This window comes from Rothia sp. HC945, assembly GCF_051370785.1.
GTDB lineage: Bacteria > Actinomycetota > Actinomycetes > Actinomycetales > Micrococcaceae > Rothia.
This window is the reverse complement of record NZ_JBFCSN010000001.1, coordinates 852,596-866,950: the sequence shown is the minus strand read 5'-3', so window position 1 is coordinate 866,950 and position 14,355 is coordinate 852,596. Positions and strand designations below refer to the sequence as shown.

The 14,355-nt window shown below is 62.1% G+C and carries 9 protein-coding genes; 7 read left to right on the top strand and 2 right to left on the bottom strand.

From position 1 onward, the window contains the following. Positions 1-175: 175 nt before the first annotated feature. On the top strand, positions 176-1,219 hold the full coding sequence (locus AB0Y14_RS03740; protein ID WP_436587897.1) for a PRC and DUF2382 domain-containing protein: 1,044 nt from the start codon (positions 176-178) through the stop codon (positions 1,217-1,219). Between the two features lie 164 nt (positions 1,220-1,383). Here the strand turns inward: AB0Y14_RS03740 and AB0Y14_RS03735 are convergent, their stop codons facing one another. Continuing rightward, complete coding sequence (locus tag AB0Y14_RS03735; protein WP_436588818.1) at positions 1,384-3,606, bottom strand: NADP-dependent isocitrate dehydrogenase; 2,223 nt, start codon at positions 3,604-3,606, stop codon at positions 1,384-1,386. Between the two features lie 236 nt (positions 3,607-3,842). Here AB0Y14_RS03735 and AB0Y14_RS03730 point away from each other — a divergent pair, with 236 nt between their 5' ends. Beyond that, positions 3,843-4,274: an NUDIX hydrolase gene (locus AB0Y14_RS03730; RefSeq protein ID WP_436587896.1), complete on the top strand. Its 432-nt coding sequence runs from the start codon at positions 3,843-3,845 to the stop codon at positions 4,272-4,274. Positions 4,275-4,558: 284 nt separating this feature from the next. Here the strand turns inward: AB0Y14_RS03730 and pgi are convergent, their stop codons facing one another. Then, positions 4,559-6,241, bottom strand: coding sequence for a glucose-6-phosphate isomerase (gene pgi, locus AB0Y14_RS03725; protein ID WP_436587895.1), 1,683 nt, complete (start codon positions 6,239-6,241; stop codon positions 4,559-4,561). A 258-nt stretch (positions 6,242-6,499) separates the two neighbouring features. Between pgi and AB0Y14_RS03720 the strand changes: the two genes are divergently transcribed. The 5 genes from AB0Y14_RS03720 (at position 6,500) to AB0Y14_RS03700 (ending at position 14,196) form a co-directional block, all read left to right on the top strand. Then, entirely contained in the window at positions 6,500-8,305 is a 1,806-nt protein-coding gene (locus AB0Y14_RS03720; protein ID WP_436587894.1) for a BCCT family transporter, read from the top strand. A 416-nt stretch (positions 8,306-8,721) separates the two neighbouring features. After that, positions 8,722-10,356, top strand: coding sequence for a peptide ABC transporter substrate-binding protein (locus AB0Y14_RS03715; protein ID WP_436587893.1), 1,635 nt, complete (start codon positions 8,722-8,724; stop codon positions 10,354-10,356). 152 nt (positions 10,357-10,508) lie between these two features. Further along, a complete protein-coding gene (locus AB0Y14_RS03710; RefSeq protein ID WP_436587892.1) occupies positions 10,509-11,435 on the top strand; it encodes an ABC transporter permease in 927 nt (308 codons plus the stop codon). A 40-nt stretch (positions 11,436-11,475) separates the two neighbouring features. Next, a complete protein-coding gene (locus AB0Y14_RS03705; protein ID WP_436588817.1) occupies positions 11,476-12,504 on the top strand; it encodes an ABC transporter permease in 1,029 nt (342 codons plus the stop codon). Between the two features lie 3 nt (positions 12,505-12,507). Further along, the gene (locus AB0Y14_RS03700; RefSeq protein ID WP_436587891.1) at positions 12,508-14,196 is read left to right on the top strand and encodes a dipeptide ABC transporter ATP-binding protein; all 1,689 of its coding nucleotides are present in this window, start codon (positions 12,508-12,510) and stop codon (positions 14,194-14,196) included. The last annotated feature ends 159 nt before the right edge of the window (positions 14,197-14,355 follow it).

Below are 14,355 nucleotides of genomic sequence, written 5' to 3'. Positions count from 1 at the left end.
AACGCGAGCGAATATCGCAGCGAATCCGATGCCCCAACCTGGGATCTTCCCTAGCCGCTCGGCGAATCATTGACCACGGGTTCGCATGTGGATAGATTGAACGCATAAGCCGAAGTCATTTGATTTCAAATGTGGATTGGTAATTTCGTCCAACCAACAAAAGAAGGTAGTGACCATGACCAATAACCAGAACATTGAGTCCCTGCGCAACAGCACGGTGTACGGAAACAATGGCGAGAAGATCGGCAAGGTTGGCGAGATCTATCTCGACGACCAGACCAATGAGCCCACGTTCGCAACCGTCAATACGGGTCTGTTCGGTTCCAAGGAAACCTTCGTTCCACTGAACCAGGCAGAAGCCTCCGACAAGGGACTGACGGTCCCCTTCGACAAGGACTTCGTCAAGGACGCCCCGAACATCGATGACGATGGCTCGCTGAGCCCCGACGAGGAACAGCGCATCTACGAGTACTACTCGCTCGATGGCAATGCCTCCGGACGCGGCGATGCCTCGGGTCATGGTGACGAGGACGGGGCCCGCGGCGACCAGTCCGCAGACGCTCGAACCGAGCAGAGCCGCGACGAGACCGGAAACGCTGCTGGCACCGCGGCAGCCGGCACGGCCGCTGCGGGCACAGCCGCCGCTGGCACTGCGGCAGCCGGTAGCGCGGACAACCGCGATTCGGCACAGGCGGGCACGGGACGTCACAGCAGCGGTCAGCCCGAGGCCGCGGACACCCGCGACGGCGTCTCGGGCCAGTCCGAAACCACGGATAGGACCGAAAATGCAGGACAGGCCGGAACCGGTCGCCACGGCGCATCGGACAACGACGTCGTTGCCCACGAAGAACGTCTGGCCGCGACCGACCAGACCGAGCGCCAGGAAACCGGCCAGGTTCGCTTGCGCAAGCACGTGACCACGGATACGGAAACGGTGGAGGTCCCGGTTCGCCGCGAGGAGGTACAGGTCGAGCGCACCAAGATCGACCCGGACTCGCCCGAGGCGCACCAGCCGGTCGATGGCAACGAATTCGGCCAGGACGAAGAAGTTTCTGTCACGGCATACGAGGAGCGGCCGGTCGTCGACACCGAGACGGTCGCGACCGAGCGCGTTCACGTCGGCAAGCAGTCCCATGAGGAGACCGAGACCGTCTCCGGCGAGGTCCGCAAGGAAGAAATCGAGGTGGACGAGGAAGGCAACCGCCGCGACCAGCGGTAAGGGAACCGGGATTCGTCCCAGACAACAAGTGCCCCGGGGCTCGTGATGTCGAGCCCCGGGGCACTTGCCGTGGGGCGGACAGACCGTTGAGGACCTGGCGGCGGCAGAACGAAGGAGGGCCTCGAATGCCGCGGCATTCGAGGCCCTCCTTGTTGCTCGGACTGTTACTTCGTCAGCTGGTCCAGAATCCCGTTGAGGGTCTCGGACGGGCGCATGGCCGAGTCGGCCTTGGCATCCTGAGGCCAGTAGTAGCCTCCCAACTCAACGGGGGAGCCCTGTACGGCCAGCAGCTCCTGCGCGATTTGGTCCTCATTCGACTTCAGGCTCTCGGAGATTCCGGAGAAGAGCTCCGCGAGGTCCTTGTCCCGAGTTTGGGCCGCCAATTCCTCGGCCCAGTAGGTGGCCAGGTAGAAGTGGCTGCCGCGGTTGTCGATTTCCCCGACCTTGCGCGAGGGGGACTTGTTCTCCTCGAGGAAGGTGCCGGTCGCCGCGTCGAGCGTGTCCGCGAGGATCTGTGCACGGTCGTTTCCGGTCGTGCTGGCCAAGTGCTCGAAGGAAGCGGCCAGCGCGAGGAACTCACCGAGCGAATCCCAACGCAGGTGGTTCTCCTCAACAAGCTGCTGCACGTGCTTCGGTGCCGATCCACCCGCACCCGTCTCGAACAGGCCGCCGCCATTGATGAGCGGGACGACGGACAGCATCTTGGCCGAGGTCCCGAGCTCGAGGATGGGGAACAGATCCGTCAGGTAGTCGCGGAGCACGTTGCCGGTCACGGAGATCGTGTCGAGCCCCTGTCGGATTCTGTCGATCGAGAACTTGGTGGCCTCGACCGGCGAGAGGATGCGGAGGTCCAAGCCGTCCGTGTCCTCTTCCTTGAGGTACTCCTCGACCTTCGCAATGAGGTTCCTGTCGTGGGCGCGTTCCTCATCGAGCCAGAACACGGCGGGCGTACCCGAGTCGCGCGAGCGACGGACGGCCAGCTTGACCCAGTCGCGCACCGCGACGTCCTTGGTCTGGCACGCACGCCAGATGTCGCCGGTCTCGACCTCGTGGGAAATCAGAGCCTCTCCCGCGGCGTTCAGAACCTCGACGACGCCCTTGCCCTCGATCTCGAAGGTCTTGTCGTGGGAACCGTATTCCTCGGCCTTCTGGGCCATCAGACCGACGTTGGGGACCGACCCCATGGTCGTCGGATCGAAGGCTCCGTTTTCGCGGCAGTCTTCGATCACGGCCTGGTACACGCCCGCGTACGAGGAGTCCGGGAGCACCGCGAGGGTGTCGTGTTCGTCGTCGTCGGCGCCCCACATGTGGCCTGACGTGCGGATCATGGCGGGCATGGACGCGTCCACGATCACGTCAGAGGGAACGTGCAGGTTGGTGATGCCCTTGCGGGAGTCGACCATCGCCAGAGACGGGCCTTCCTCGAGTCCGCGCTCGATTCCCTCCTTGACGCCCTGGGCAGTCTCCTCGTCGAGGAGGTCCAGTCCGTTCAGGATCGAGGCCAGACCATTATTGGGGGAGAGGCCGGCGGCGGCGAGCTTGTCGCCGTAGGTCTCGAAGACGTCCGAGAAGTAGGCCTTGACGGCGTGCCCGAACAAGATCGGATCGGAGACCTTCATCATCGTCGCCTTGAGGTGAACCGAGAAGAGCACATCTTCCTCGCGCGCACGGGCAACCTGGGCAGCCAGGAATTCGTCCAGAGCGGCCGCGCGCATCACGGTGCCGTCGATGATCTCGTCCTTGAGGACCTTCAGGCCGTCCTTGAGGACCGTCTGCGTTCCGTCCTCGCCGGTGAAGCGGATCGTCAGGGTGTCGTCCGAGGGCATGATCACGGACTGCTCGTTGGACTTGAAGTCGTCGGCGCCCATGGTCGCGACGTTGGTCTTGGAATCCTTCGACCAGGCGCCCATGGTGTGCGGGTTCTTCCTGGCGTAGTTCTTGACCGACTGCGGGGCGCGGCGGTCCGAATTGCCCTCACGCAGTACCGGGTTGACGGCCGATCCCTTGACCTTGTCGTAGCGAGCTCGGGCATCGGCGTGCGCATCGGACTTGATCTCGTCGGGGTAGTCCGGCAGGTCGTAGCCGTCAGCCTGCAACTCCTTGATGGCTGCCTTGAGCTGGGGCACGGAAGCCGAGATGTTCGGCAGCTTGATGATATTTGCCTCGGGGGTCTTGGCCAGCTCTCCCAATTCGGCCAGGGCATCATTGACCCGCTGGTCCTCGGGCAGGACATCGTTGAACTGGGCGAGGATACGGCCGGCGAGCGAGATGTCCCGGGTCTCGATATCAACGCCAGCGCTGTTCGCGTACGCCTCCACGATGGGCTTGAATGAGTAGGTCGCCAGCAATGGCGCTTCGTCGGTGTGGGTGTAGATGATCTTCGACATGAGTTTTCGGCGTACTCCCTGCTTGATTTCGAGGGTTATTTCCATGGGCCAATATACCGGACCCGCCGGTTCGGACCTCATCGATGAACCAGTTGATGACGCCTCGCGCCATGTCCCTCGAGCCCGTGGCCGAAGCGCGGCACCGCGCGAGACAAGAGCGGCAGACCTCCACGACGAGACGTGCGCCGACGAAACGCGGCGTCGTCCGGCCCCTTGTGGGGCAATAAGGTGGGGTCATGCCACGAATCACCGTTTCAGCAGTTGTCGTGACGGACCAGCAGGGTCGGGTCCTGACCGTTCGCAAGCGCAGAACCCACAGCTTCATGTTCCCCGGAGGCAAACCCGAACCGCAGGAGTCGGCGCTCGACGCGGCAGTTCGGGAAGTCCGTGAGGAGCTCGGTGTGGACATCCCGCGGCAGGCGCTGGAGTATCTGGGCCGGTGGGAGACCCAGGCGGCCAATGAGGCAGGGCATGAGCTGGTGGGCGAGGTCTTCCTGTGGAACAACTCCGGGGGAGACCACGACCTCGCCAACATTTCTCCTCAGGCGGAGATCGAGGAACTGAGGTGGAGCCGCCCCGAAGAGTCTCTTCGGGACGGTGATATTGCACCGTTGACCCGTGACTGCGTTTTCCCTCTGCTGATCGAGCGGGCCGCGCGGAATGCGTGAGCGCATTCGAAGCACGTGGTGATGGAGAGATTCATGTGATGGGTGGGCGAATGCCCGCCCAGACTGCCGCCCGTACGGCCGCGAGCCTTTGGCCTCGCCGGATGGGGTCCTTCCCGCGCGACGTGGCAGTCTCGTCCGGATGGTGTCGCGAAAGACGCACGCGTTTGCCGCCTCGCGCCACGGATACCCGTGGGGATGTGACACGCAGCGCCGGCCGCGGAGAACTCTCCACGGCCGGCGCGCTGTTGTCCGCTCAGGTCACGGGCTTCTCGTCACGAGGGTGACTACTTCCTCGTGCGCCGTTCGAGGTAGTAGGAGATCAGCCCCTTGGTCGAGGAGTCCTCCTTGTCGAGAGCGGCGGTGTCGCCGCCGACCGCCGGGGCCAGGTCCTTGGCCAACTGTTTGCCGAGTTCCACTCCCCATTGGTCGAAGGAGTCAATGCCCCAGATCGTGCCCTGCACAAAGGTGATGTGCTCGTAGAGGGCGATCAGCTGGCCCAGGACCGAAGGAGTCAGTTCGGGTGCCATGATCGACGTCGTCGGCCGGTTTCCGGAGAAAACTCGGGCCGGAACAACAGCCTCATCGGTGCCTTCCGCCCGGACCTCATCCGCAGACTTGCCGAAGGCCAAGGCCTTGGTCTGGGCGAAGAAGTTCGCCAGGAAGAGCTCGTGCACGTCCGTATCGCCATCCTTGACGGGATGGCTGGGATTCGCGAAGGCGATGAAGTCGGCCGGGATGACCCGGGTGCCCTGGTGAATCAGCTGATAGAAGGCGTGCTGGCCGTTCGTGCCCGGTTCACCCCAGAAGATTTCGCCGGTCTGGGTGGTCACGGGGGTGCCGTCCCACCGCACCGACTTGCCGTTGGACTCCATGGTCAGCTGCTGCAGGTAGGCAGGGAAGCGGTGCAGGTGCTGATCGTAGGGAAGCACGGCGTGCGATGATGCGTCGAAGAAATTGACGTACCAGACGTTGAGGAGCCCCATGAGGATCGGGAGATTCTTCTCCGCGGGCGCTGTCCGGAAATGCTCGTCCATCGTGTGGAATCCAGCGAGGAATTCTTCGAATGCGTCCGGGCCCAGAACGATCGCCAGGGACGTTCCGATCGCGGAGTCCACGGAATAACGGCCTCCGACCCAGTTCCAGAAACCGAAGGCGTTCTCCGGATCAATCCCGAAGGCCTCCACCTTGTCGAGGGCGGTGGACACGGCTACGAAGTGTTTGGCCACGGCGTCATTGTCCGAGCCTTCGTGAGCTCCGGACTCCTTGAGGCGATCGAGGAGCCAGGTCCTGCAGACGCGTGCATTCGTGAGGGTCTCCAGCGTGCCGAAGGTCTTGGAGGCGACGATGAAGAGAGTGGTCTCGGGGTCCAGATCCGCGACGGTCTCGGCCGCGTCCGTGGGATCGATATTCGAAATGAACCGGGCCGTCAAACCATCTTGACCGAAAGTTTTCAGCGCCTCGTACGCCATGACCGGGCCGAGATCGGATCCACCGATACCGATATTGACCACGGTCTCGATAGGGCGGCCGGTGATTCCCGTCCATTCTCCGGATCGGACTCGATCCGCGAAGTCGTAGACCTTTGCGAGGACCTCGTGGACGTCTTCGTCGATGTCTTGGCCGTCGACTCGGAGGCTCGGTTCACTTCCCTCCGGGCGCCGCAGGGCGGTGTGAAGAACGGCGCGGTCCTCGGTCACGTTGATGTGCTCACCGGCGAACATGCTGTCGCGTCGGCCTTCGACGTCGGCCGCATCGGCCAGCTGCAGGAGCAGATCGCGTGTGCGCGGGGTCAGAAGGTTCTTCGAAAGGTCGGCGACGAGGTCGCCCGCTTCCACCGTGAACTCCTCGGCCCGGCGCGGGTCCTCGTTGAACCAGGTCCTCAGGTCGGGTGTCAACTCGGCCTTGTGCCGCTCAAGCTCCTTCCACGAGTCGGTGGAGGTGATGTCGGGAATCTGTGGTGCACTCATGCCCCCATTGTCCTATGGCGGGCTCGGATATTCCACAGGTTGATCGTTGTCGGACAGGGGGAGGAGGGGCCCGCGCGGGTCCGTCATGCCACCCGAAAGTTGACACACTAATCTAACTGCCGGGTACACTACTCGTAAGTGTGCTTGCATTATGCAAGCTTCATCCATCGATAATTTGTGGCATATATCACTAAATATTTCGGTGGGACGAAAACTCACTTGCACGCATTACTTGATGAGGTACGTAAAGAGGATTGCATGGCTAACTTTTTAACCAGAAAACCTGACATACGGGTTGGGGGAGTGCCCGATCGCCTGCGCGACAAGATGAAGCGCGGCGCGATCGACAAGCGAGTTTTCATTCCCGCAGCTATCGTGATGGCCCTTTTTATTGGCATCACTATGCTTTTTCCCCACCAGGCCAACGAGGTCTTCGGGGCCCTCCAGACGGACGTCATCGGATACTTCGGCTGGTACTACACCGCTATTGTGGCCATTTTCGTGGTATTTGCTCTGTACCTGGGGTTCAGTCGGTTGGGTGACATCAAATTGGGTCCGGACGATTCCACGCCGGATTATTCCTTTATGACCTGGATGGCATTCCTGTTCGCGGCCGGCATGGGTATCGGCCTGGTGTTCTACGGCGCCTCCGAGCCGATTGCCCACTTCGCGTCGCCCCCGCCCGAGGTTGGGGGATCGAAGGAGCAACTGGCCCAGCAGAGCATGTCGTGGAGCTTCCTCCACTGGGGCCTTCACCCGTGGGCCATTTACGTGATCGTCGGAATGGCCATCGCCTATTCCGCCCACAGGAAGAAGCTCCCCCTGTCCATTCGCTTCTCGCTCAAGCCGTTGCTCGGTGACCGGATCAGCGGAGTCTGGGGCGACATCATCGACATCGTCGCCCTGGTGGGCGTGCTCTTCGGCGTGGCGACGTCCATGGGTCTCGGCGTCATGCAGATCGCCTCCGGCCTCGGATTCCTCAACATCGAGGCCACCGGCAATCTGGGATACACGATGATCATCATCGTGCTGTCCGCGGTGACATTGTTCTCCGTGGTCACCGGCCTGGAGAAGGGCATGAAGTGGTTGTCCAACGGCAACCTGGTTCTGGCGGCCATCATTGCTCTGTTCGTGTTGGTTATGGGCCCGACGGTCTTCCTGCTCCGCGAGTTCGTCCAGTCCATCGGCAACTACTTGCAGCACGTCATCGAGATGACGGCCTCGACCTTCGCCTTCGACGGCTCCGAAGGCCAGGAGTTCGCGGGAACCTGGACCACCTTCTACTGGGGCTGGTGGATTTCCTGGTCGGCCTTCGTGGGCATGTTTATTGCCCGAGTGTCCCGCGGACGCACGGTGCGTGAATTCGTCCTGGCGGTTCTCCTGATCCCCGCTGCGATGTCCTTCTTCTGGTTCTCCGTGATGGGCGGCACCGCGTTGCACACCGAGCTCTTCGGCAAGGGCGGCCTCGTGGACCTGGAGAGCGAAGGCGTTCTGTTCACGATGCTTCAGGACCTGCCGGCCTCCGGGGTGCTGATTTTCGGTTCCGTCATCCTGATCATCGTCTTCTTCGTGACCTCTGCCGACTCCGGCGCGTTGGTCCTGGGCATGATCTCGTCCTCCGGATCGCCGAATCCCAAGACCTGGGTCCGGGTCTTCTGGGTCCTGATCGCCGGAGGAACCGCGACCGCCCTGCTCTGGGCCGGCGGAGAGAACTCGTTGAATGCGATTCAGACGATCTCGATCCTCACTGCATTACCGTTCTCGATCGTCATCGTGTTCATGTGCATCTCGCTGTTCAAGTCCTTGCAGGCCGAACATCGGCTGTTCATCCGGGCTCAGCGGCGTCAGGTTCGCAACGAGCTCGCCGACGAGATTTCGGAGAACGTGAACAGTCAGGTCGAAGCCAGCTTCTCTCAGCTCGAGGAGCAGTGGAACGACCGCATGGAGGCTGAGGCCGCCGAAGCCGCAGAGAACGCGGTGGAGGCGCGAACGGGAATGACCACCAAGGTTGACGGCAAGAAGAAGAAATCCGGAAAGCTGCCGTGGAGGTCGTTCGACGACTGATCGCGGCTCACGCCGCCCGCTCGTTCCGTCGAGCACGTGATGGGAAGGCCCGTCCCCGAGGCAGGGGGCGGGCCTTCCGTGTGTCTGGTGGTAAGTCGAGGTTGAGGCGTCGCACGGGCGGCACCTCGATCACGCATGAGCCCGAGCTTCGGAGAACCTTGGGGATCGCATGGAATCTCTTCGACACGCCGGGAAAATCCTCATCTGCCTCCGTGTGGCGCGGTATCGCGCCTGCCGCGCGGTCGGAAGACATTCGGGAAACCGTGCGGTTACAAATGCGCAACAGTTGTGGTCTACACTTCTTTCATACGTGTCATGCATCACAACTATCGCCTAGTCAGCGGCAGGCTGGCCCTCTTCGCCAGGGGTGCATCGAGCGCGTTTGTCACACTGATCAATCACTCCTAGGAGGAGAAATGCGATTTTCGCGCATTTCCACATTCGCGAGCGTGGCGGCGATCTCCGTTCTCGCTCTCTCCGGTTGCGGGGGCGGCACCGCAGGCGGCGGAGAAACAGATTCTTCGGCGATCATCACCGCTGACAGCGTCGAGCCCCAGAACCCCCTGGTCCCGACCAACACATCCGAAAATGGTGGCGGCGTCGTCGTCGGAAGCATCTTCAGCGGTCTGATCGTCTACGACGAAGACGGGAAGCCGCAGAACGACCTGGCAGAGTCGATCGACTCCGACGACAACCAGAACTGGACCATCAAGATCAAGAAGGACAAGAAGTTCACCAACGGCGAGCCGGTCACCGCTCAGAGCTTCGTGGACTCCTGGAACTACGGTGCCGCCGTCAAGAACGCACAATCCGGTGCGAACTTCTTCAGCCCGATCGAAGGATACGACGATGTGTCCAAGGAAGGGGCCGAAGAGGACAAGATGTCCGGGTTGCAGGTGGTGGACGACAACACCTTCACCGTCAAGCTGAAGTCCCCGCAGTCTGACTTCAACCTCCGGCTCGGCTATTCGGCGTATGTGCCGATGCCCGAATCCGCTTTCAAGGACATGAAGGCCTTTGGCGAGAACCCGGTGGGGTATGGGCCGTACAAGATGGCCAAGGAAGGTGCCTGGCAGCACAATACCCAGATCGACCTGGTCAAGAATGACGACTACGACGGCCCGCAAACGGCCAAGAATGGTGGCGTCACCTTCAAGCTCTACCAGAACCCGGATACCGCGTATCAGGACCTTCTGGCGAACAACCTCGACGTCCTGCGACAGATCCCGACCTCGGCCTTGGGCAGTTACAAGGACGATCTGGGCGACCGCAGCCTGGACGAGCCGTACGCAGGAAACCAGACCATTGCGATTCCGTACTACCTCAAGAACTGGAGCGGCGAAGCCGGCAAGCTGCGTCGTCAGGCCCTGTCCATGGCTATCGACCGTGACGAGGTCATCAAGGTGATCCTGAACGGTACCCGGAAGCCGGCAACGGACATGACGGCACCTGTGCTGGAAGGCTACAAGGACGACGTCAAGAACTCGGAGAACACCAAGTTCGACAAGGACAAGGCCAAAGAGCTCTGGGAGCAGGCCGAGAAGATCCAGCCCTATGACACGTCCGAGAAGTTCACCGTGGCCTACAACGCCGACGCCGGTGGCCACAAGAAATGGGTCGACGCCGTGACCAACCAGATCAAGAACAACCTGGGCATCGAGGCTGAAGGAAAGTCCTACTCGACCTTCAAGGAAGTCCGCACCGATGCGACCTCCGGCAAACTGACCGGTGCCGTCCGGTCCGGCTGGCTGGGCGACTACCCGTCGCTCTACAACTTCATGGAGCCCACGTACACGAAGGGCGCCAACTCGAACGACTCCAAGTATGACAACCCGGAGTTCGAGAAGAAGCTGAACGAAGGCCTCCAGGCGAAGGACAAGGACGCGGCGAACAAGGCATTCCAGGAAGCAGATTCGATGCTCCTCGAGGACCTTCCCGCGATTCCGTTGTGGTACCAGCAGGCCAACATCGGTTGGTCGGAGAGCGTTTCGAACGTCAAGGCGTCCTGGAACGGCACTCCGATGTACTTCGACGTGGAGAAGTCCTCGTGACCCTGCCGGAAACGGCCTGACAAAACAGCAGATGGAGGGTCGCCCGGCGGCCCTCCATCTCCTCTTCCCCTCAGAGGCAGATATCTATGACAATCAAAGCAACCACAGGGCGGCCATGCGCCGACGTGACAGGGCAGGGGACGATCTGACCCATGTTGTGGTACCTCTTCAAGCGAATCCTCCAACTCATTCCCGTATTCCTGGGGGCAACCCTCCTGGTGTACTTCCTCGTCTTCATGCTCCCGGGAGACCCCCTGGCTGCCCTCTGCGGCGAGAAGGGCTGCACCCCCGGCGTCGCGGCGGCGCTGACCGAGAAATACCATCTCGACGATCCGTTCCTGGTCCAGTACGTGAACTACCTGGGCGGCCTCTTCACCGGTGACCTGGGAGTCAACTTCTCCGGACGAGAAATCGGATCGATCCTCGAGAACGCCTTCCCCGTGACCGCGCGGCTGGCCATCGAAGCCCTCGTCTTCGAGGGAATTTTCGGTGTCGTCTTCGGCCTCTACGCCGGGCTCAAAAAGGGCAAGCTCTTCGACTCGACCGTTCTGGTCATTTCCCTCATCGTCATCGCTATCCCGATCTTCGTCCTGGCCTTCATGCTCCAGTTCTTCGTGGGCGTGCGGCTCGGAATCGCCAAGCCCACAGTCTCCGGAGCCGCCGGCTGGGGAGAACTGATTCTGCCTGCCGTGGTGCTCGGTCTGGTGTCCTTCGCCTACGTCCTGCGCCTGACCAGAACGTCGGTCGCGGAGAACGCGAACGCCGACTACGTGCGTACCGCAACGGCCAAGGGCCTGACACGCGGACGAGTGATCCGCGTGCACATTCTTCGCAATTCCATGATCCCGGTCGCGACGTTCCTCGGCGCGGACCTCGGGGCACTGATGGGCGGCGCCGTGGTCACGGAAGGCATCTTCAACGTGCCCGGAATCGGCTCACAGCTCTACAAGGCCCTGACCCTGGGCGACGCGCCGACCGTGGTCTCCATCGTGTCGATCATGGTCCTGATCTTCTGCGTGGCCAACCTCCTGGTTGATTTGCTCTACGCCTGGCTCGATCCGAGGATCCGCTATGCATAAATACGAAAACTCTGACACCGCGCCCTCCCAGAACGAGGGCATGACCGAATCGACGCGCGAGCGGCTCCAGCCCGAGGCCGCCGAGCATGCCGTCGCGGGAAACCAAAAGGACCTGCCGGGCTCCGCGCTCGCCGTCGAACACTACATCGCCGATATCGACGAGACCCCCGTCGCTGCGACGGACTCGACCGTTACCGATGAAGCGCCTCTCAGCCTCTGGCGGGATGCCTGGCGGCAGTTGAGGACCAAGCCGACGTTCATCATTTCGGTTCTGCTGATCGTCCTGGCGGTTGCCATCGCGTTCTTCCCGCAGCTGTTCTGGAGCGAGGACCCCTCGAGCGCCGAGTGTCTTCTCCAGAATTCCAACGGCAAGGCGTCCTCGGGCCACATCATGGGGTTCACGGCCCAGGGGTGCGACGTGTTTTCGCGCGTCATCGCCGGAACCAGGGCTTCGCTGACCGTGGGGCTCTTCGCGACGCTGGGCGTCGTCGTCATCGGCGGAATCATCGGCGCGATCGCTGGTTATTTCGGTGGCTGGGTCGACGCCGTCCTGGCCCGCCTGGGCGACATCTTCTTCGCTCTGCCCCTCATCCTCGGTGCGCTGGTCATCATGCAGCTCCCGGCATTCCGGGAGAACCGCGGTGTGTGGACGCTCGTTGCCATCCTGGTGCTACTGGGATGGCCCCAGGTCGCTCGCATCATGCGTGGCGCCGTGGTGGAGGTCCGCAACGCCGACTACGTGACGAGCGCCCGATCCCTGGGAGTCTCCTCCTTCAACGTACTGCTGAGGCACATCATCCCCAACGCCATGGCGCCGGTCATCGTGATCGCGACCATCTCCCTGGGTACATTCATCGTCGCGGAGTCGACGCTGTCCTACCTGGGCATTGGCCTGCCACCGGAAGTCATGAGCTGGGGAAATGACATCTCGGACGGTAAGGATGCCTTCCGCTCCAACCCGATGCCCGTGTTCTGGCCGGGCCTGGCCCTGTCCCTGACGGTTCTGAGCTTCATCATGCTGGGCGATGCCTTGCGCGATGCTCTCGACCCCAAGTCCCGGAAGAAGTGACCCATGACCGAACAAACATCACAACCACTCCTGGACATCAAGAACCTAGGAATCACGTTTTCCACCAGCACGGGCGACGTCGAGGCCGTCAAGGAATCGAGTTTTTCGGTGATGCCCGGTGAAACCGTGGCGATCGTCGGGGAATCCGGTTCGGGCAAATCGACCTCGGCCCTGGCCGCCATCGGGCTCCTGCCCAGCAACGGCAGGATCTCCGGCGGACAGATTTTCTTCGACGGCAAGGACATCACCCACATCGACGAATCGGAGAAGATCAAACTCCGCGGAAACCAGATCGGCATGGTTCCACAGGATCCCATGTCCAATCTGAACCCCGTGTGGAAGATCGGATTCCAGGTCAAGGAGACCCTCAAGGCCAACGGTCTTCCTTCGTCGGACAAGGATGTCAGTCGCGTCCTCGAACAGGCCGGACTTCCGGACGCCGATCGTCGCGCACGCCAGTACCCGCACGAATTCTCGGGCGGGATGCGACAGCGTGCCCTCATCGCCATCGGGCTTTCCTGCCAGCCGCGCCTGCTCATCGCCGACGAGCCGACGTCCGCGCTGGACGTGACGGTGCAACGAACGATTCTCGACCACTTGGAGGGGATGACCCAGGACCTGGGGACGGCGGTTCTGCTGATTACGCACGATCTCGGGCTGGCCGCGGAGCGCGCACGCAAGGTCGTGGTCATGTACAAAGGGCGGGTCGTCGAAGCGGGACCGGCGCTGGACCTGTTGCAGAATCCTCAGCATCCGTACACCAAGAAGCTCGTGGATTCGGCACCGTCTCTGGCCTCCCGCCGCATTCAGGTGGCGAGGGAGACGGGACAGGAGACCGACGAACTGCTCGCCGAGCGACCGAAAACAGAAATCCAGGCCTCGCTGCAACAAGATTTCGTCCAGATCGAAAACCTGTCGAAGGTGTTCAAACTCAGAGGCGCCTGGGGCAAGTCCGAACAGTTCACCGCGGTCGACGACGTCTCGTTCACGATCCCGCGCGGGACGACGACGGCGGTGGTCGGCGAATCCGGCTCCGGCAAGTCCACCATCGCGCGGATGCTCTTGGGGCTCGAATCGATCACTCGGGGCCGCATTTCCTTCGACGGCAGGGATATCGCCGGGCTCAGGGGCCGGGAGATGTTCAAGTTCAGACGACGTGTTCAGCCGATTTTCCAGGACCCCTACGGCTCGCTGGATCCGATGTACAACATCTTCCGGACGATCGAAGAGCCCATGCGTGTCCACAAAGTCGGTTCGAAGGCGGAACGCGAGAAGAAGGTCAAGAGCCTGCTCGACCAGGTGCAGCTCCCACAATCGATGATGGCTCGCTACCCCAACGAACTCTCGGGGGGACAGCGTCAGCGAGTTGCGATCGCGCGGGCACTGGCCTTGAACCCTGACTTGGTGGTGTGCGACGAAGCCGTCTCGGCCTTGGACGTCCTCGTGCAGGCGCAGATCCTGAACCTTCTGGCCGAACTCCAATCCGAATTGGGCCTTACCTATCTGTTCATTACCCACGATTTGGCGGTCGTCCGCCAGATCGCGGATCGGGTGTGCGTGATGGAGAAGGGCAAGATGGTCGAGACCGGATCCACCGATGCGGTGTTCGAGGACCCGCAGACCGATTACACCCAGAAGTTGCTCGCGGCCATCCCGGGTGCGGGACTCATGATCCCGCCCGAAGCCGCCTGACACCAGGTCTGGAGCCGAGTCCGAGGCCCGGGCGCCCGCCACCACAGGTCGGGGCCCGGGCCTCGGCGTTTGACGATGCGGCTATGATGGACATTGGCCCTAGAGGTCGCGCTAGATCGCGCCTGAAAATTATGCCGACGCTGTGGCATCCCATGACGT

Excerpts from the sequence above, each read along its gene's own strand:
- AB0Y14_RS03740 (WP_436587897.1), top strand. The coding sequence starts at position 176 with ATGACCAATAACCAGAACATTGAGTCCCTGCGCAACAGCACGGTGTAC.
- AB0Y14_RS03735 (WP_436588818.1), bottom strand. The coding sequence starts at position 3,606 with ATGTCGAAGATCATCTACACCCACACCGACGAAGCGCCATTGCTGGCG.
- AB0Y14_RS03730 (WP_436587896.1), top strand. The coding sequence starts at position 3,843 with ATGCCACGAATCACCGTTTCAGCAGTTGTCGTGACGGACCAGCAGGGT.
- pgi (WP_436587895.1), bottom strand. The coding sequence starts at position 6,241 with ATGAGTGCACCACAGATTCCCGACATCACCTCCACCGACTCGTGGAAG.
- AB0Y14_RS03720 (WP_436587894.1), top strand. The coding sequence starts at position 6,500 with ATGGCTAACTTTTTAACCAGAAAACCTGACATACGGGTTGGGGGAGTG.
- AB0Y14_RS03715 (WP_436587893.1), top strand. The coding sequence starts at position 8,722 with ATGCGATTTTCGCGCATTTCCACATTCGCGAGCGTGGCGGCGATCTCC.
- AB0Y14_RS03710 (WP_436587892.1), top strand. The coding sequence starts at position 10,509 with ATGTTGTGGTACCTCTTCAAGCGAATCCTCCAACTCATTCCCGTATTC.
- AB0Y14_RS03705 (WP_436588817.1), top strand. The coding sequence starts at position 11,476 with ATGACCGAATCGACGCGCGAGCGGCTCCAGCCCGAGGCCGCCGAGCAT.
- AB0Y14_RS03700 (WP_436587891.1), top strand. The coding sequence starts at position 12,508 with ATGACCGAACAAACATCACAACCACTCCTGGACATCAAGAACCTAGGA.